16 protein-coding genes and 1 pseudogene are annotated in these 19379 nt (G+C 42.4%); 13 read left to right on the forward strand and 4 right to left on the reverse strand.

The genetic code is table 11. The annotated features are described in order from the left end of the window. Nucleotides 1-143 precede the first annotated feature (143 nt). Nucleotides 144-2147, reverse strand: coding sequence for a beta-galactosidase (locus ACP8HI_RS04205; protein WP_438349880.1), 2004 nt, complete (start codon nt 2145-2147; stop codon nt 144-146). A gap of 187 nt (nt 2148-2334) precedes the next feature. On the opposite strand from ACP8HI_RS04205, the gene ACP8HI_RS04210 reads away from it, so the two are divergent. Then, a complete protein-coding gene (locus tag ACP8HI_RS04210; protein WP_438349881.1) occupies nt 2335-3180 on the forward strand; it encodes an AraC family transcriptional regulator in 846 nt (281 codons plus the stop codon). Nucleotides 3181-3191: 11 nt separating this feature from the next. Here the strand turns inward: ACP8HI_RS04210 and ACP8HI_RS04215 are convergent, their stop codons facing one another. After that, nucleotides 3192-3836: a metal-dependent hydrolase gene (locus ACP8HI_RS04215; RefSeq protein WP_438349882.1), complete on the reverse strand. Its 645-nt coding sequence runs from the start codon at nt 3834-3836 to the stop codon at nt 3192-3194. A gap of 227 nt (nt 3837-4063) precedes the next feature. Between ACP8HI_RS04215 and ACP8HI_RS04220 the strand changes: the two genes are divergently transcribed. Both ACP8HI_RS04220 and ACP8HI_RS04225 read left to right on the forward strand, forming a co-directional pair. Then, nucleotides 4064-5110, forward strand: a complete 1047-nt coding sequence (locus tag ACP8HI_RS04220) for a DUF4349 domain-containing protein (protein ID WP_438349883.1) — start codon at nt 4064-4066, stop codon at nt 5108-5110. A 339-nt stretch (nt 5111-5449) separates the two neighbouring features. After that, nucleotides 5450-5720: pseudogene (locus ACP8HI_RS04225) on the forward strand (IS5/IS1182 family transposase); the annotation flags it as partial. Nucleotides 5721-6009: 289 nt separating this feature from the next. On the opposite strand, the gene ACP8HI_RS04230 reads toward ACP8HI_RS04225, so the two are convergent. Beyond that, the gene (locus tag ACP8HI_RS04230) at nt 6010-7260 is read right to left on the reverse strand and encodes a methyl-accepting chemotaxis protein (protein WP_438349884.1); all 1251 of its coding nucleotides are present in this window, start codon (nt 7258-7260) and stop codon (nt 6010-6012) included. A gap of 357 nt (nt 7261-7617) precedes the next feature. On the opposite strand from ACP8HI_RS04230, the gene ACP8HI_RS04235 reads away from it, so the two are divergent. From ACP8HI_RS04235 to ACP8HI_RS04280, 10 genes are all read left to right on the forward strand, one after another. After that, entirely contained in the window at nt 7618-9687 is a 2070-nt protein-coding gene (locus ACP8HI_RS04235; protein ID WP_438349885.1) for a bifunctional aldolase/short-chain dehydrogenase, read from the forward strand. Between the two features lie 34 nt (nt 9688-9721). Further along, a complete protein-coding gene (gene rhaI, locus ACP8HI_RS04240; RefSeq protein WP_438349886.1) occupies nt 9722-10942 on the forward strand; it encodes an L-rhamnose isomerase in 1221 nt (406 codons plus the stop codon). Beyond that, on the forward strand, nt 10939-12408 hold the full coding sequence (locus ACP8HI_RS04245) for a rhamnulokinase (RefSeq protein WP_438349887.1): 1470 nt from the start codon (nt 10939-10941) through the stop codon (nt 12406-12408). Before rhaI ends, ACP8HI_RS04245 begins: the two co-directional genes overlap by 4 nt. A 45-nt stretch (nt 12409-12453) precedes the next feature. Continuing rightward, the gene (locus ACP8HI_RS04250) at nt 12454-13212 is read left to right on the forward strand and encodes a DeoR/GlpR family DNA-binding transcription regulator (protein WP_438349888.1); all 759 of its coding nucleotides are present in this window, start codon (nt 12454-12456) and stop codon (nt 13210-13212) included. Nucleotides 13213-13282: 70 nt separating this feature from the next. Next, entirely contained in the window at nt 13283-14011 is a 729-nt protein-coding gene (locus ACP8HI_RS04255) for a (Fe-S)-binding protein (RefSeq protein ID WP_438351703.1), read from the forward strand. Then, the gene (locus ACP8HI_RS04260; RefSeq protein WP_438349889.1) at nt 14008-15522 is read left to right on the forward strand and encodes a LutB/LldF family L-lactate oxidation iron-sulfur protein; all 1515 of its coding nucleotides are present in this window, start codon (nt 14008-14010) and stop codon (nt 15520-15522) included. Before ACP8HI_RS04255 ends, ACP8HI_RS04260 begins: the two co-directional genes overlap by 4 nt. Continuing rightward, nucleotides 15515-16240 (forward strand): LutC/YkgG family protein, encoded by a 726-nt coding sequence (locus ACP8HI_RS04265; RefSeq protein ID WP_438349890.1) that lies wholly within the window; start codon nt 15515-15517, stop codon nt 16238-16240. The genes ACP8HI_RS04260 and ACP8HI_RS04265 overlap by 8 nt, the downstream gene beginning before the upstream one ends. A 355-nt stretch (nt 16241-16595) precedes the next feature. Beyond that, the gene (locus ACP8HI_RS04270) at nt 16596-17048 is read left to right on the forward strand and encodes a GNAT family N-acetyltransferase (protein WP_438349891.1); all 453 of its coding nucleotides are present in this window, start codon (nt 16596-16598) and stop codon (nt 17046-17048) included. 42 nt (nt 17049-17090) lie between these two features. Continuing rightward, complete coding sequence (locus ACP8HI_RS04275; RefSeq protein WP_438349892.1) at nt 17091-17216, forward strand: hypothetical protein; 126 nt, start codon at nt 17091-17093, stop codon at nt 17214-17216. Between the two features lie 113 nt (nt 17217-17329). After that, the gene (locus ACP8HI_RS04280) at nt 17330-17896 is read left to right on the forward strand and encodes a histidine phosphatase family protein (RefSeq protein WP_438349893.1); all 567 of its coding nucleotides are present in this window, start codon (nt 17330-17332) and stop codon (nt 17894-17896) included. A gap of 163 nt (nt 17897-18059) precedes the next feature. Here ACP8HI_RS04280 and ACP8HI_RS04285 read toward each other — a convergent pair whose 3' ends face one another. After that, a complete protein-coding gene (locus ACP8HI_RS04285; protein ID WP_438349894.1) occupies nt 18060-19268 on the reverse strand; it encodes an IS110 family transposase in 1209 nt (402 codons plus the stop codon). Nucleotides 19269-19379: the final 111 nt, after the last annotated feature.

The raw sequence follows: 19379 nt of genomic DNA on the forward strand, positions 1-19379 counted from the left end.
TATTATCTTTTTGACAAACTGTATATTAACAGTAATCAAATTGGAAACCGTTTGCAAGCATTTCAGACATTTTAAATAAAAGGTACACCAAAGTGGTCGCCTGCGGTATTGACCGCAATAACGACCACCATGGCCTAAATTATTTAATATAGTTCTATCGTACAAATATCTACCCCATAAGGTTCTAAAGTTAGTGTTCCTTCATGTGTTAGCCCATCATAGAGAACACTCTTATACGGATGATCTAAGACAATACTTCGAGATTCCCTACTTAAATTTAATAGGAAGAAGAATGCTTGAGAATCACGCATTCGTACTGATATTTGAACACCTTCTGGTAGATCGGGGAAATGTGGAATATCATGCGCTACTGCTAACTGATGAAGTAGTGATTTCATATAATTTTCCTCGGGATGGGTACCCAAATAATATACTTTTCCCTTGCCAAAGCTATTAACGGTAATCGCCGCTTTCCCTGCATAGAAATCATCATGATACGAAGCTACTACCTCTGCTGTAGTCGGGTGCAATATATCGCACCACTGTGTGGAGGAATAGGTCTGTTCATCCGCTGTAATGATGTGATGGAGGCTGTTTGCAATCGGATCATACTCACTTACTTGAACTCCCGCACAATGGGATAGCATGCCAGGAAAAGGTTCCATAAGGCATACATTATTCAGATTCTTCACACCACTTCGGTGAGTAATAATTAGTGTTCCTCCAGCTGCCGCGAAAGCCTCTAGAGAAGTAGCAACCGTTGAGTCCATTAAATATAGACTTGGTGCAATAATAAGTTTGTATCCAGACAGGTTCTCTGTCCAATTGATGACGTCAGTACCGATACCTAATTTCGTTAAGGCTCGGTGCCATTGTTTGATATTCTCGTAATAATCTAGCCCTTCGACTTGCGGTTGGATATCTAGAGCTACGAGCTGGTCATGAGAGTGAAGGATAGCAACATCATTACGGACAATGCTTCCTTCTAATAAACGTGAGAGTGTATTCACCTCTGTACATACTTGTGAGAATTCTTCAAATCGACGACCAGGTACATTGCTGTGATCGATCAATCCATGCCAGAATTGTTCAGCCCCCATGGTTGCACTTCTCCAACGAAATTGAACAACCGTGTCTGCACCTCTAGCAATTGTCTGCCATATATAGGCGCGAATGAAGCCAGGATATGGTGTGCGCCACATCGGTCCCCACCCACCAGGAGGCCCACTTAGTTGCTCCATGATCCAGAAATTACGTCGTTTGATACCTCGCGTGACATCTAGAGACAACGCACCGCTATATGGACCTGTAGATGTTTTATCTGGTGATGTATTCGGATAGTAATCGAAAGCGGCCACATCTAGTTGCTCTCCTAAAGGATATAGGTCCAGCTTTTGTGGATAACTATGAAAGTTATGTGTGATGAAGTGTTCTGGGCAATTTCTACGAATGATCTCAATCTGAGTCTGTTGATATTGTTCAACGCAAGCAGATTGGAAGCGGTAGAAGTCCAGTTGATAGGATGGATTCTGATGAGGTGATCCACCGAAAGGTGTCGTTACTTGGCTCCAATCGTTGTATTCGCCACTCCAAACCACGGTTCCCCATTCCTGATTTAACTGTTCAAGAGTACCGTATTTGGCTTGAAGCCATACACGAAATTGTTCGTTACAGGATTCACAATGACAATACACTAGGCTAAATTCATTATCAGTCTGCCATCCAATGATTGCAGGGTGATCCTTGTAATGAAGTGTTAGCTTCTCAATGATACGTGATCCATAAGAATGTAATGAAACACTGTTGAAACAACGATGCCCACGAACACCGGCATGGTACGTGTGTCCATTTGCTTGGATAGGTAGAATATCCGGACATTTCTCCGTAAGCCATCTAGGGGGAGTATGGGTGGGAGTACCTATAACAATCTGAATACCTTGACGGTGAAAGAGGTGAATAGCACGGTCTAGCCACTCAAAGTTAAATTGGCCCTCCTCAGGTTCAAATCGACTCCATGCGAATTCGCCAACACGGACAATTTTAACGCCAACTTCCTTCATCTGAATAGCATCCTGTTCCCATAGGGAAGGATCCCAATGCTCTGGGTAATAGTCCACACCCATTTGTATCTTAGAGAAGTTATTCATTCTATATGACATCCTTTCATGTATAAAGGTAGTTCAAAAAAATAACTTTTTGAACTCTCACTAATAGTGTTATTTTGAAAAAGTAGATGAATCCCTAAATTCATTGTAAATCAATGAAACAGAAGATAATATAGAATGATATTGCGAATCGTATCAGGATCTTGCGATATTATAAGGGGTGAATCAAATGAGAGTTCAGTATTTTTTGCCGAATCCAGGATTTAAAGGTTATACCTGTTATCCAGATGCATGTGGGCATTATATGGATCCGTTGCATGCAGAGAATCGTCCAAGTGGACAACTGCAACAATTCAATCTTCATATGGTTTTTCAGGGGAAGGGATTTGTATTTGTTCATGATAAGCAAGAGTGGGTGGAATTGAGTGAAGGGAATGGTTTTCTTTACGGTCCGGGACAAGTACAGCAGTATCGTGCAGACCCAGAACATCCATGGGACATTCGTTGGATTCACTTCAGCGGCCATGATTTGACGTCATTGTTAAATGGAAGAAGTATAGGAGAGGTGTGGTTATTCACATTCGCTCGTAAAGAGAGATTCCTAATGCTGACAGATGAACTCCTAAAGCTTGGTGAGTCATTTGAGAATATGTATGAAGCGAGAATTTCCGCGATTGTGTATGAAATATTAGCGGAGCTTGCGCTGAATGCTGTTCATTTGCAGGGACATTCGCTACTGACTCATCATGATAAAATACGTACAACGGCAGATTATATTCAGAATCACTGTCACGAGTCACTTTCCTTATCGGATATGGCGGCCGTTTCGGGTTATAGTATCTATTACTTCAATCGAATGTTTCGTCAGATTATGGGTACAACTCCTGTTCAATATATGCTGGAGGCCCGGATCACGCTTGCTAAGAGACTACTCGCAACGAGTAGCCTTTCCGTTAAACAAATAGGGTTACAGTGTGGATTTTCCAATGCTAGTTATTTCATTTATAACTTTCGTCGTCTAGAGGAGATGACACCTAACCAGTTTCGACTTACCTATCCATTACCTATAAAATAAAGCTGCGACTATTAGAGTCGCAGCTTTATGGATCTTTTATAAAGAGGGTACAACCATTTCACACCTTGCGGTGTTAATGTATCCGCGAGTAGATGAGAGAGATAGCTGGTCGTGGCTACAGCCATTAATCCATCGACTTGTAGCTGTTGTTCCATGCTATAGCTTATCATTCCCCATATACATAGAGCCCACACCGTGTGCGTCATTCCTCGATGCTTCAGCCAGGGTGCCCAAGCGATGAATAGACCCAGCCCAATGAGCCAATTCATATTGAAATGCCAGCCACCATACATCAGTAATCCTCCGATAGCACTAATTAGTGCATTGCGTATCATTCCTTCTTTGGTGATGAAACCAAATAGTAAAGCGATCAGACAGACGATAGAATATTCGGCGTGAAATGACTGGTCGTACAGAAATAAGAATGTGAGTACCGAAGTGAGTATAAGGCTACCCCAGACAAGAAGTTGGCGTATTTGTTTAGAAAATTTACCTATTCTAGAGCTAAGAATGCTGTTTCCATCAAGATCTGCACTTAAGGCAGAAAAGGCAGACACTGCGATATAAAGAGCTGTGTTATGAACGGAAAAGGGATGATACATAGCTGCAGCAATTCCGATAACCGTTCCAATGGCGAGATGCGTGGAACCTTTCATAATAGCCTCCTGTGACTGACAAAGTTGATTGATAAATAAATACGAATGTATGTTTGTGTTACTATTATACACATAGTTCATATATGCAGACAAGAAATATTGTTGTTATCGTGCAACCTTCCAAGTATTGTAAACGTCATACATATAAGTAGGTGTTCAAAAGCTGACCTTTTGAACAATTTCTATAAGGTAGATCTAAATTAACAAATGAAGCGGGGGGAATGAGTATGGGTAAACGGGGGTTTATTTGCATTCTGCTATTATCAATATTGTTAAGTGGCTGTGGGTCATCAAGTTCGGATAATGCTGGAGATGCTAACTATTCGTCAGCGAACGCAGAAGTAAAGTCTGAGAGTAGTTTGGAAAATGTGGCAACATCAACAGGGTTTTCTGCGGAATTAAATTCAGCAGCAAAGCCAACCACGGCCCTAGCGGACCAAATGAATATAACAGAGCAGGAATTGCAGACGGGAACGATATCAACGCCTGTTGTACCTGTTGAGCAACTAAAGGGGTTTAATAGTGCTTCAACTGCGGAGGCATTGAACAAGAAACTCATTTACACAGCCAATCTGGTGATGCGCATCAAAGATTATTCAGTGGCTCAGTCAGAAGTGAGAGATTTGGTGTCACTCTCAGGTGGGTATATTGTGGAGTTCTCAGAGAATCAATCGACACATGAGGTTGGAGGAACTTTTATCATTAAAGTTCCAGCGAATGGTTTCTCCTCTTTACTAGGTGGGATAGAGCAAATAAAACATGAATCATTTCAGCAAAGTATTAAAGGTCAGGATGTATCTGAGGAGTATGTGGATTTGGAATCCCGACTTAAAGTGAAGGAGCTAATGGAGACTCAATATACAGAGTTTATGAAAAAGGCGACAAAGACGACTGAGTTGGTAACCTTTGCGAATGAACTAGGTAAAATTCAGGAGGATATCGAATTGATCAAGGGGAGAATACGTTACATCAATAACAATGTATCCTATTCAACGGTAGAAATTCGCTTGTATCAGCAAGATGGCATCGTGGATCCAGCTTTAGTTGATAAAGAGCAGGCACCTTTGTTCGAACGGGCGAATGACGCACTTAAAGGTACGATAAATGTTCTGACACTGTTATTCCAGTGGATAGTCGTTATTCTCTTCGGGGCTTTGCCTGTCATACTTGTTGGGGGTGTTATATGGTTATCACTGTGGTTGACACGGAGGAATAAAGTAAAACCAAAGGCTAATCATAATGATTATCAGGATCCGACGGAAGATCAGAAGTGATATGACGATCAAAGAGGCACATTTAGATAGAGGCTACTGATAAAGTCCGCATAGACCGGTGTGGGATGCCGCTGCGATAACGGATTGTCCTTACGATCGCTGTTGCCCTCAGATTTCTTGATTATATACCGCCTATTGCGGTTGAAATCCGAGGGCAAAGTATATGCTTTCGAAGTAGCTTTCCTACGGAAAGCTTGTAGGCGAACGCTAGCGCTTCTACAGGACAATTCCGTTACCTTCGCTGCTTCGAACATTAATCCTTGTTTTCTGCAAGTATGAGTTCTGTTAAGAGGCATCCTTTACGCAATCTATTCGTGCGAAGGATGCTTTTTTCATAAATTCAAATATTTATTGCTGAAATTGATTTTCCGTGAATCCGATACGGATGTCGTAGAACCTGAAATATGGTAATTGCCCAGATACTTGTTACATATGGTCCAGAAGATGACATCATTGATCCGAACTCTTTAACAAAGTTACGTAAACTTCGGTTGAAAGATGTAAATCTACTAGACATGCATATTCATAAAACAGTAGAGATAGCCTTGGAAAAGAAATCATAAAAAGCAGTTCGATTATTGTGGGTGCTACGTACTCCAAAGCACGTTACAAAATAGGCTTTAAACTATAATTAGTACATGCAGGAAAGAATGATTATGCTCGAAGTAGCGAAGGTAACGGAATTGTCCTGAAGAAGCGATAGCGTTCGCCTTTGCCTTTGCCCTCTTATTTCATCCGCTAAAGCTTTATACAATCAAGAAATCAGAGGGCAACAGCGATCGGAAGGATGATCCGTGATCGTAGCGGTATCCTACATGAGTTTTTTATGGGATAATAATACAGCAGACAAAGAGGCCCTTTTAGGTAAAGGGCCTCTTTGCGTTGAACTTTATGCTGAATTAGAATTTGAAAATATGAATGGTCTTCTGAAGCTGAAAGACCGCTCTATTCATCGTTTCAGCCTCTTCGGCAACAGCCGATATAGAAGAAATCTGCTCATTCATAGAGGCAGAGACCTGCTGCGTACCCGCTGCGGATTGTTCAGTTATAGCTGAAATATTCTGAATTGCAGAAGATATTTTAAGAGCACTTTCCAACATTACATCACTTTCATTGGAGAAGGAAGAAATTTGTTCAGTGATATACTGCACACTTTGCACAATTTGGGTAAAGATCTGTTCGGCTTCATGGATCATTTCATTCTGCTGTGTAACGATTTCTTCGTTGACATGAATATGTTCGATCGCTTGTTTTACATCTTGTTCTATACTTTTCACTAAGCTGAATACACCCTGTGTGGATGCCGCTGACTCTTCAGCTAATTTCCGTACTTCTGCCGCTACGACGGCAAAGCCTCTGCCATGCTCTCCAGCACGGGCTGCCTCAATTGAAGCGTTTAAGGACAATAAATTTGTCTGTTCTGCTAATTCGGAAATGGACTTTGTTATCTTTGATATTCCTTGTGCGTTAATAGATAGGGCCTGTATAGTACTGGCAACTTGTTGTGTAGCATGAATGTTCTTCTTCATTCCTTCGGCTTGTTTCTCGACGGACTGACGACCGCTTTCGACGAGCTTGAGTGTATGTATAGAACGTTCATTCATGTTCTTCGTTGAAATAGTATAATTAGATACTTTTTCCTCGATATCTTGAATGGACTCGGTCATGCCAGCAATATCCTGAGATATTTCACTTGCTCCAACGGCCAATTCATTCGATGAAAAGGCTACTTGGGTCATCACTTGTTTAAGCTCTTGGTTCTTGTCTGCAATTCCACGGCTAGTCCCCATAACTTGCTTCGTAATTACAGAAGCTTCATTAAGTATTTTGGTGAGTTTATCAATCATGCTGTTGAAGGACTGGTTTAATTTGATCATGGAACCTGTTTCGCTAGCGCGTTCGGTAAAGTCACCTTGGGCAATACGAGCAGTGACGATGGATATCTCATCAAAAGTAGATGTAAGCGTTCTCTCAATGAAGCGAGATAAAGGGTAGGTCAGACCAAGTAGTAATAGAATGAGTACGATTCCAATGAGAATCTTTCCGATTACAATAAAGGTTACAATGACAGGAATTGAGAATAATGCGGCTACGAGGTAGCACCCAGCGATAACCTTTTGGGAAAGTTGAAGATTAATGAACCATGACATGTTATGTATCCTCCTTATTATTTGGAAACTACTAACACACATAATACCACCTTATAGGAGATATAGTCTATATAAATAGACCTATTAATTGTGGAACTCAGGATAAAAGAACTATATTCATCAGAAAAATGAAAACGTTGATATTCAAATCGGCGATTATCCTCAAAATATTACTAAAACAACATGATCATCAAAAATTAAATTGCATTAATATAAGAGAATAAAAGTGGCACATCTCCATAAAGAGGAAGGATTTTCTTATTTATCTTTGTTTATGTTTGAAATAGTTGTTTTCAAACACAAACAAATGTAATACAATATAAAAAACACATTATTTATTGGAGGTAATTATTTCTAATGGTGCAGAAAAATTGGGATCAACTGGAAGCGGTTAAATGTTCAAATGGGTTAGAAGAGCTTGTGTATCGTTCGAATATTATTGGAGAAGATCGGCAAGTATGCAATTGGGGTGGCGGTAACACATCGATGAAGACCATCGTTAATGATTTCCGAGGTCGTGAAGTTGAAGTGATGTGGGTGAAGGGGAGTGGCTCAGATCTCGCAACCATGAAAGCACGTAATTTCACGGGTCTGCGATTGGAAGATATCCGTCCCTTATATGAAAGGTCAGATATGACAGACGATGAAATGGTTCAGTATTTGAATCACTGCATGATAGATGCACAACATCCACGGGCATCCATTGAGACATTATTACATGCCTTTCTACCATTTAACCATGTCGATCATACACATCCGGATGCGATTATTAGCATATGTTGTGCGGATAACGGACAGATTATTGCCCGAGAAATATATGGAGATCGTTTCGTATGGGTTCCATATATCAGACCGGGGTTCACGCTCTCTCAAATGATTGCTAGAGGCGTATTAGCTAATCCGAACGCTGAATTGGTATTGATGGAGAAGCATGGCCTTGTAACTTGGGGGGATACTTCAGAAGCATGTTATGCCAAGACAATCGAAGTTATTAATGAAGCGGAACAATATATTGAGAATCAATTGAATGAAGAGAAACTTTTTGGTGGACTTGTTTCGAAAGCGCAATCTTCAGTGGATCGTAGAAGTATCGTCGCACAGATTGCTCCTCTTATAAGAGGACTGGTGAGTCATGAGAAGAAAATGATTTTGACTTTTGATGATAAGGAAGATATATTGCAATTTGTAAATAGTAGAGACTCTTCTAAATTATCTCAAGTTGGAGCCGCTTGCCCAGACCATTTAGTTCATACGAAGGTTGTCCCACTCTTCATTGATTGGACGCCTAATGCTGATGATGTCGATGGTCTGAAGAACAAGTTAATACAAGGGATTACCGCATATACAGAGCAATATAAATCTTATTTCGAGCGGAACAAGCATGAAGGAGATGTCATGTTTGAACCTGCACCTCGTGTCATTCTCATACCTGGCATTGGGATGATCAATACTGGTAAGAGCTGGTCTAATTCTAAAGTGAGTGGTGCCCTGTACCATCGTGCAATTGCAGTGATGAGGGGAGCTACAACTCTTGGTGATTTCGTCTCTCTCAGCGAGAATGAATCCTATAACGTAGAGTATTGGCCACTTGAATTATATAAGTTGTCTCTAGCTCCAGTGGAAACAGAATTCTCTCGGAAGATAGCTTTTATTACAGGTGGCGCGGGTGGTATAGGTAGTGAAACTGCTCGGAGATTAGTGTCCGAAGGAGCACATGTTGTACTTGCAGACCTCAATCTAGAAGGTGCACAAAAAGTTGCAGCAGAGATTAATGCGCAATATGGTGAGAACCGAGCGATTGCTGTGCAAATGGATGTAACGAAAGAAGAGGACGTTGTGAATGCCTATGCAGAAGCAGCAGTGGAATATGGTGGCATAGACATTATAATAAATAATGCGGGGCTTGCCACATCCAGTCCGTTTGCGGAGACGTCTTTACATGAATGGAATCTGAATATTTCAGTGCTCGGTACTGGTTACTTCTTAGTAGCTCGTGAAGCATTTAAACTTATGAAAGAGCAGGCTATAGGAGGAAACATGGTGTTTATTGGATCTAAAAACTCCGTTTATGCTGGTAAAAATGCAGCCGCTTATAGTTCTGCTAAGGCACTCGAAGCACATCTTGCGCGTTGCATTGCAGCGGAGGGTGGAGAATTCGGAATCCGTGTGAATACGATTCTTCCTGACGCCATATTACAAGGATCAGCGATCTGGAATTCCAATTGGCGCAATGAACGTGCAGCTGCTTACGGAATCGAACCAAATGAGCTCGAAGAGTATTATCGCAAACGGACGACATTATTGGTCAATATTTATCCGAAGGATATCGCTGAGGGTATCGCGTTCTTCGCATCTTCCAAATCTGAGAAGACAACCGGCTGTATGATGACTATCGATGGCGGGGTTCCGGCAGCTTTTACTAGATAATCATATTAATGTGAATGAAGAGAGGATGCGAACAATGATAGATCGCGCTTATGCATTATTTGAGGAACAACAGCAGGCTAGAGGGATTGACCTTGATCAAGTGAAACAGAAATTGAAGGAACTACGTATTGAGACCCCTTCTTGGGGGTATGGAGACTCAGGAACACGTTTCAAAGTGTATCAGAAGAATGGTGTCCCACGTAATCCATTTGAGAAAATGGAAGATGCAGCCCAGGTCCATGCAGTGACCGGATTGGCTCCTTCGGTGGCGATTCATATTCCTTGGGATAAAGTCGAGGATTACGGTAAGCTACGTGCTCATGCAGAAGGTCTAGGACTCAGCATCGGTGCTGTGAACCCTAATCTTTTTCAAGAAGAGGATTATATGCTGGGTAGTGTTACGAACTCTGATGCGATGGTTCGCCGTAAAGCGACAGATCATCTATTAGAATGTGTTGATATTGCCAAAGAAACAGGATCTCGTGACATTAGTCTGTGGTTCGCAGATGGTACTAACTACCCGGGACAGGGACATATTCGAAAGCGTAAAGCTTGGATGTACGAAGCTTTGGCTGAACTCTATAAGAAGTTGACCCCACAGATGCGGATGCTCATTGAATATAAATCATTCGAGCCAGCTTTCTATCATACCGATTTAGCTGATTGGGGAATGGCCTATAATATGGCTATGAAGCTTGGGCCGCAAGCAGAGGTACTCGTGGATACGGGGCATCATGCGCAGGGCACGAATGTGGAGCACATAGTTGCGTATCTGATTGATGAGAAAAGATTGGGTGGTTTTCACTTTAATGCTCGCAAATATGCAGATGATGATCTGATCGTAGGTTCGGTTAATCCGTATGAACTATTCCTCATATTTTATCAAATTATTAGTGCTTCAGAAGATCAGGATGCGGACATTGTGCAGTCTGTGAATAATATCGCCTATATGATTGATCAATGTCATAATATTGAACAGAAAATTCCAGCGATGATCCGTTCTGTCCTTAATGTACAGACGCAATTCGCTAAGGCGCTTCTAGTCAATCATGCGGAAGTAGAGGATGCACAAGTTCGTAATGATGTTCTAGCCGCAGAGGATGCTGTTCGCAAAGCATTCGAATTCGACGTAACTCCATTACTTCATGCGATTCGGGAAGAACAGAATTTGCCACTGAATCCGATGAAAGCTTATATGGATAGCAGTTATGAACAAGATATTCAGGTAAGGGGTAAGGGTGGTGCAAGCTGGTGAGTGTGCTAGCGTATGATCTTGGAGCAAGTAGCGGGAGAGCAGTGATTGGGCGTTTGAAGGATACAACGATGGAAGTAGAGGAGCTTCATCGCTTCTCTAACGACCCAGTACAGGTGGGAAATCGCCTGCACTGGGATATCCTTCGTTTACTCCATGAGATGAAGCAAGGATTACTGAAGGCGAAGCATCAGAAGGTGACGATTAAGAGTTTGGCGATCGATTCTTGGGCGGTGGATTTCGGTATGATTGGCAATGGAGGAGAGCTCATTGGTAATCCATATCATTATCGTGATCATCATACGGACGGGATTATGGAGCAGGTACTTTCGAACATTCCAGCCAAGGAGATATTCGGTCGAACGGGTATTCAGTTTTTACCATTTAATACGGTATACCAATTGGCAGCCCTGCAACAAGCCGGTTCTCCTATATTACAAGCCGGTAAGAATTTGCTAATGATTCCTGATCTCCTTCGTTATTTCTTATGCGGTGAAATGGTCCATGAATTTACGAATGCCACAACGACACAGCTGTACAATCCGGTTGAAGGACAATGGGATGCAACGTTAATAAGGAAGTTGGGATTCAAGGAGTCATGGTTCGGCCAAGTTGTTCAGCCGGGGACGAATGTTGGTAAACTAAGCTCAGCGTTACAGCATGAACTTGGTATGGCATCCATCCCTATCTTCACTGCAGCTGAGCATGATACTGCTTCTGCTGTTGTGGCTGTTCCGGCTACTGAACGATCTTTCGCTTATTTAATATGTGGTACATGGTCATTGATGGGAACGGAAGTGCAGGAACCTGTCCTAAGTGATATGGCACTAGATCTGAATTTCACGAATGAGGGTGGTGCATACGGTACCTTCCGGTTGCTGAAGAACATTATGGGATTATGGATTTTACAAGAGTGCAGAAGGGAATGGGAACGAGCGGGTGATGTGTATTCTTTTCCAGAGCTAATTCAGCTTGCGCAACAGGCACCTTCATTCTTTACGATGATAGATCCGGACGATCCACTCTTCTTGCCTCCTGGAAATATGCCTGAACGAATTCGGAAATATGCTCTGCAGACTGGACAGAAACCACCTGAAGGGATTGGCGCGGTAGTAAGGTGCATTTTGGAGAGTCTTGCTTTAAAATATAGGGTTGTGCTGGAATGGACAGAACGATTGTCTGGGCAAGCTTTTCAAGGACTTCATATGGTAGGAGGCGGTATTCATAATACGCTTCTATGTCAATGGACGGCGAACGCCATCGGAAAGCCGGTGTGGGCAGGACCAGCAGAAGGAAGCGCCATCGGTAATTTGGCTGTTCAATGGATTGCTCAAGGGGACCTGAGTGATGTATGGGAAGCAAGACAAGTCATTAGAGATTCCTTCCTAATCACTATTTATGAGCCGGAACAGGCAGCGATGTGGGAAGAAGCATATGGCCAGTTTCGAAGAGTGGTGGGTCTAGAATAAATGACGGGTCCATCGTACAAAAAAAGTTGTAGAAAGAGGTAAGTTATGCTAGTTGCAGAGCGATACGAGATGATTGTTGGATTGGTGAACGATAGAGGAAGCATCCGTGTAACGGAGCTGAGTGAGTTATGTCAAGTGACGGAGGAGACGATTCGTCGAGATCTTGATCGATTGGAGAAGTCTGGTCGTTTGCGGCGTTCTCACGGAGGTGCGGTGAATATAAAGGATCATCATCCCGAGACACCTTATGGGGAACGGGAGATCATGCATGCGGACGAGAAGCGAAGAATCGCTAAGGAAGCGGTTAAACGAATTCAACCGAATGATCGAATCCTGCTTGATGCGAGTACAACGGCTTGGTACATGGCTGCCATTGTACCGGATATTCCACTAACGGTTCTTACCAATTCGATCAAGGTCGCATTGGAGCTAAGTGGAAAAGAAAAGATTCAGGTCATTTCGACAGGTGGTTTGCTGTCTCAAAGATCTTTGTCATTCGTGGGGCCGTTGGCTGAGCGAACGTTGGACACTTATCATGTGGACAAATGTTTCTTTTCCTGCAAGGGCGTTCATTTGGAGCGCGGCATTAGCGAATCTAATGAATTGCAAGCACAAGTGAAACAGCGAATGATTGGAATATCGGATCATGTTTTCTTATTAGCTGATTCTAGTAAGTTCGGTGTGCAGTCTTTTACACATGTAGGAGAGCTTGATGGCGTTAGTGAGATCATTACGGATCAGAATCTTGATCAAACAACACAGCAGCAGTTACTTGAACGGTCTATCGTAGTAACAGCGGTTTAACATAGAGAACAATGAGATGGATTGCAACCAAAGAGCATAAAAGTAGAAGGTTTGAAAGTGAGGTGGGATGATGAAGGTAAGTATGTTCATAACTTGTATAAGTGATGCTGTGTATCCTCGAATTGGAGAGGCAATGGCTCGATTGTTGGCTAAATATGGTGTTGCACTTCACTTTCCCTCTATTCAGACTTGTTGCGGACAACCTGCTTTCAACAGCGGCTATTGGGAAGAAGCGAGAGCATCGGCTAAGACGATTCTGGAAGCGTTTGAGGATAGTGATTTCGTCATCGCACCATCAGGCTCCTGTATAGGCATGATTCATCATTATCCGAAATTATTTGAAGATGATCCTATCTTGTTTGCAACAGCGGTGGGATTACAGAAAAAATCCTATGAGTTCACACAGTTTCTTGTGCAAGTGTTAGGGGTTACTGATGTAGGGGCAACTTTCCCGCATAAAGTGACTTATCATCCATCATGTCATGGAAGCCGGATTTTAGGGATTAAAGAAGAACCGATGATGCTCATGAGCAATGTCAAAGGAATGGAACTCATTCCACTTCCTTTTGCCGAGGATTGTTGTGGGTTCGGGGGAACCTTTGCTGTTAAAATGTCGGATATATCTGGAGCTATGGTGGTAGAGAAGGCGGATCATGTGTTAGAAAGTGAAGCAGAAGTGCTTGTCGGTCTAGATATGGCCTGTCTTATGAACATCGCAGGAAATCTACGTTATCGGAATAAGCCAATCCGTGTGATGCATTTAGCTGAGTTGCTATATGAAGGGGTGGAGCATGCATGAGTAAGACAGACATCAAAGGAACGACTGTCAAAGGGCGTGCAGAGCTTGCTTTAAATGATGATTTTCTGCGTAAGGCTGTTAAATTCACGACCGAACGATTACGTGATGGCAAAAGGAAAGCTTCAGATGATCTTGGGAATTGGGAGGAATGGCGGGAACGTGGTAGACAGATCAGACTACATACCATTGCTCATCTAGATTATTATCTGAATCAATTTGCGAATCAGGCAAGATCGAATGGGGTTCATGTACATTTTGCAGATACTGCTGAAGATGCCGTGAAGATTACACTGGCTATTGCTGAGCGGAAACAAGCATCATCCGTCGTGAAGTCCAAGTCGATGGTCACGGAAGAACTCCATTTGAATCAGGCGCTTGAATCCATTGGTGTGGATGTCGTGGAGAGTGATCTGGGTGAATATATTATTCAATTGGCTGGAGAGACGCCTTCTCATATTATCATTCCTGCCATTCATAAGAATCGTTATCAGATTGCTGATCTTTTATCAAAGGAAGCTGGGGAGACGTTACCGCCCGACACCGCCATACTGGCTGGATTTGTACGGAAGAAATTACGAGAGAAGTTCCTCGAAGCAGATATTGGGATGACGGGATGTAATTTCGCAATTGCAGAGACAGGTTCTATGGTTTTATTTGAAAATGAAGGTAATGCACGAATGGTGTCCACCGTACCTTCAATACAAATTACATTAATGGGAATGGAACGGATTATTCCATCATGGAGTGATCTAGAAGTTATGGCAACACTGCTTCCGCGCTCCGCTACAGGGCAGAAGTTAACGGTGTACATGTCTGGCATTACGGGACCTCGTAGACAGGAAGATGGGGATGGACCGGATGAGATGCATATTATTATTCTAGATAATGGCCGTTCTTTGCAACTGGGTGACCCTGAATTTCAGGAACTACTTAACTGTATTCGCTGTGGTGCTTGTCTAAATGCCTGTCCTGTGTACCGTCATATTGGCGGGCATGCATACGGTGGAACGTACAGCGGTCCGATCGGAGCAGTGCTGACACCTGCACTGAATAAGAATATCGACGAATGGGATGACATTGCTAGTGCATCGACCCTTTGTGGGGCTTGTTATGAAGCCTGTCCGGTGAAAATACCATTGCATGATATGTTAATCTACTTGCGGAGGCGCAAGGTTGAACGAGGACTCGGAGATAAAATAGAGTCCATAGGAATGCGTGGCTTCGCTGCTATTATGGCTAATTCGAAACGTTATGAGAACGCTTTAAAATTTGGGAGGCTAGCGCAGAGACTTGTCGTAAAAGATGGAGAAATCACCTCGAAGCTTGGTCCATTAAAAGGCTGGAATAACTATCGTGTCGCTCCAAGCCTTGCTAAGCAATCATTTCGTGATCAATGGGGCACGATGGAAGAAGAGATTCGCTACGGATTACAAGAGATGGATCCATCGGTCACCAATCGAATGGAAGAGATCGTAAGAAATAGGGAAGCGGGAGGGAAAGACCATGGCTGAGACACATCAAGAGTGGTTGGCACAAATGGAATCAGAATCCCGTGCGAAACAGGAGCAATTCATGAAGGGGATTGCCGGACGATTAGGGCATCCACGCCTCACGAATGCTCCACCACATCCTTTTCGAGGCGCACCAGATTTCTGGCAATCCTTCGAATGGTCTTCTGAAGAACAAGTTCAACATTTCACAGATAATTTCGAGGCTGCCGGTGGACATGTACACAGAATATCTGATATGCGAGAAGTGCAGTCCTTTATTTGCAGCAAAGCTACTGAATTATCTGCACGATATATGATTCATCAGAATGAGGTTGAACTGAATAATCTTCAACTGAAAGAAAACTTAGAGGATGTCGTAGTATCGCAGTGGAATAGCGAGTCCGATGAAGATTGGATAGCTCGAGCCGCAGAAGCGGACATTGGGATTGTGATGGCGGACTATGCCGTATCACATACGGGCTCGATCGTTGTGGTATCTTCCAAGGACAAAGGAAGATCCGTTAGTCTATTACCTACCGCACTTATCGCGATCATACCATTGGAACGATTTAAGACTCGCTTAGGAGAGGTGTTAATTGATTTCGATGAAGCGGGAAGGGAGCAGCTCCCAGCTGGTATTCATTTCATCTCCGGTCCTAGCCGATCGGCAGACATTGAGAACGATCTAACCATTGGCGTGCATGGACCTGGTGTGGTGTTTGCACTGATTGTGGGGTGAAGGTGGAGGGGGAACATTTAAGAACCGTTCGATGGAGATGCTGAACGGTTCTTTTTTTTGGGAATCGAAAGAGGATTAAAATCTATATATTTTCATAAGAGAATATAATAGTCTGGGAGAATCATGAGTTGAAAGCAGAATCTATGTAATTTTAGTCAGCAATACAGATATTTACTGCAATCAGCGTTCACGAGATGGTATAATCTGGAGTGATGAAGAATAGCTTCGTCTATCACCCCGACGAAGGGGGAATAAGCGAATTCGTTTATCTGGCTGTGTGAGAGGGATAAACGAGTTCGTAGATTAGTAGTTATCTGAAAGAATCGGTAAGTAAATTAAAAAACGGAGGAAGTACATGTCTCAAACCAATGTAGCCCTAATACCAATTAGCAAAGAAAACGAAATAGAATGTATTAGTCTTAAACCACGAGAAGACCAATTAAGCTTAGTAGCATCTAATGCAGATTCACTAATACATGCAACCAAAGAAATTACTTCAAAGCCATATGGAATATACGCAGAAGATTCAATGGTAGGCTTTATCCTATTTGATAATGAAATATATTCTGATGGGTATTATTGGATACTTAGATTTATGATTGATGAGAGATTTCAAGGTAAGGGCTATGGGAAATCAGCTATACAGCAAGTCATTACTAAACTTAAGAATAGAAACGATTGCAAAGAAATTAGAGTATCTCATGTCTCACATAATATTGTAGCGAACTCAATTTATAAGAGTTGTGGTTTTCAAGAAACCGGAGAAGTAGAGGACTGTGGTGACCCAATATTAAGCTACAAAATATAAAGGTAGAAATCCTCTGCATGCTTATCATGAGGTCGAATAGATATGCTAGATAAATCGAAGAAGCCGATTCCATCAGATAACATCGTATCTACGCTGCGGCCTATCGGCCTTGGTCTGCAAGAGGGATTTCTAGGATGCGGATTCAGCAGACAACCCTGCACCACCTAACCGCGTTGCAGCCAGTCGCTTTGCTCCTTTAAGGTGGAGAGGATTCGTAGATACCCAAACGTTATGTGAAATCACAGTGTGACATTTAATGAAAGCATTTAAAGGAGGCCTGTATGAAGACAATTATCTATATGATTAGGCATGGAGAATCACCATACAATGAAGGAAATGAAAGAACAAGAGGGCTTACCCCAAAAGGAAAGAATGATATTGAAAAAGTAACGAAGTTACTTATAGGTGAAGGAATAGACATGATTATATCAAGTCCTTATACTCGAGCAATTCTTAGTGTTGAGGGATTAGCGGAGCACTTAAAATTAGATTTTAAAGTATTTGAAGATCTTAGAGAACGTCATTTTGCATCTTATTTTATTGAAAATGCAGAGTTAATGTCTAGTATCAGAGAGAGTTTTAATGACCCTGATTATACCTTGCCGGGTGGAGAGTCTAATGCTGATTGTCAGAAAAGAGCAATCTCAGTTCTAAAACCCACATTAAAAGAGCACAGAGGGAAGAAAATAGCAATCGGGACTCATGGTCTTGTAATGACTTTGATGATGAATCATTTTGATCCATCTTTTGGCTTGGAGTTTTTGAATCAATTAAAGAAACCAGATATCTATAAAATGCAATTCGAGGACTTAGAATTAGAAGAAGTAACAAGAATGTGGAATGATTAGATTTTTCCTAAGGTTTATCGAAGAGGACTATGACATCACATAAACCAGCTAATCAAAGTCAACCCTATCATTAATAATATTTTCATAGGAATAAGATAGACATACTTAAATAAACCTACCCACAAGAGTAAGTTTTTCTGGAATTTAATTACTAATTTCAGTCTTAACCACAGTTAAATGCCTGACCAGACTTCCACATTCCAAAAACAATGCGTAAAAGCTTGTGAGAAGTAGCGACAATTGCGACTTTTGCCGGTTTGCCTTCTGTCCGTTTTTGCTGATAGAATTGGAAGAGAATCGAATTTCTTGGGCCATGAATTTGCTTGGAAATGGCGGCAACGGTAGCCTGATAAAGAGCCGTTCGAAGGTAAGAAGAGCCCCGTTTAGATATTCGATTCTTCTTGGATTTGAAGGTTCCTGATTCGTGAACAGCTGAGTCTAGCCCGGCAAAAGCTGTTAGCTGTTTAACGGACGGGAACCTTTTAATATCTCCAATTTCAGCGATGAACATGGCAGCAGTTAACGGACCCACTCCTGGAATCGTTCGTAGAAGGTGGTAGGTTTCTATAGACTCAGCCATCGACTGCATGGTTACCAAGAGATCTTTCATACAGTCCTGATAGGTCTTTAGCAGTTGAATATAGTGCATAAGAACAATCTTCTGGGCCTGAATGGCATGGAGATCAGGAAGACTGTTGTTAGCAATGGCAAGCAGTTGTACTAGTTTCGATTCATTCCAATCCCGACCTCTGCGATTGGAGAGGAGTAACTCAATGACCTCCTCATGATCTGCCTCTAAGAGTTCTTTGGGAGTTGGATAACGAGATAACAGTTCAAGAGAAGTACGGTTACAGACTTTGTGAAAGGCCTTGTCATACCCCGGAAAGATAAGATCAAGAACGGCACGGAAATGAAGCTGTGTCTCGCCATAGAGGCCTGTCCAATGCTGGTATTGTCGACAAATGACACGAAGCTGTTGAACAGAATCGCTTAGTTCTACTTGAGGTTCAGGAGATTGGAGGTAGAAGACATGAGCAATACGTATGGCATCGATCGGGTCGGTCTTGACCTTCCGTACCGCCTTTTGCTTCAGCTGATGAGTAAGTAATGGATTGAGAACAATGACAGAATAGCCATGTGAAGTAAAGAAAGATACAAGGGGTTTGGAATAATTTCCAGTAGCTTCTAGAACAACGTTGGGTTCATGGCCTGTGGCTTCCTTCATCTGCAGCAAGATCGATAGGAGATGATTGAGGTCGTCATGAGTATGAGAGAATGGAAATGGTTTGTACATACAGTCATGGTAAGAAAGAAAAGCAGCAGCAACACTCTTACCTTTAGCAACATCGATACTTAGAACAGGTGTATTCATATAACCTCCTTAGTTTCACTGGGGCCAGCACTTTTGATCTCCACAGGTTGGCACGGTGATACGGGCTCAAAGGCCCAACCAGCTGAATCGGGGTATGAACAAAAGGCGAGG

The organism is Paenibacillus sp. FA6, from assembly GCF_051550225.1.
Taxonomy (GTDB): Bacteria; Bacillota; Bacilli; order Paenibacillales; family Paenibacillaceae; genus Paenibacillus_AQ.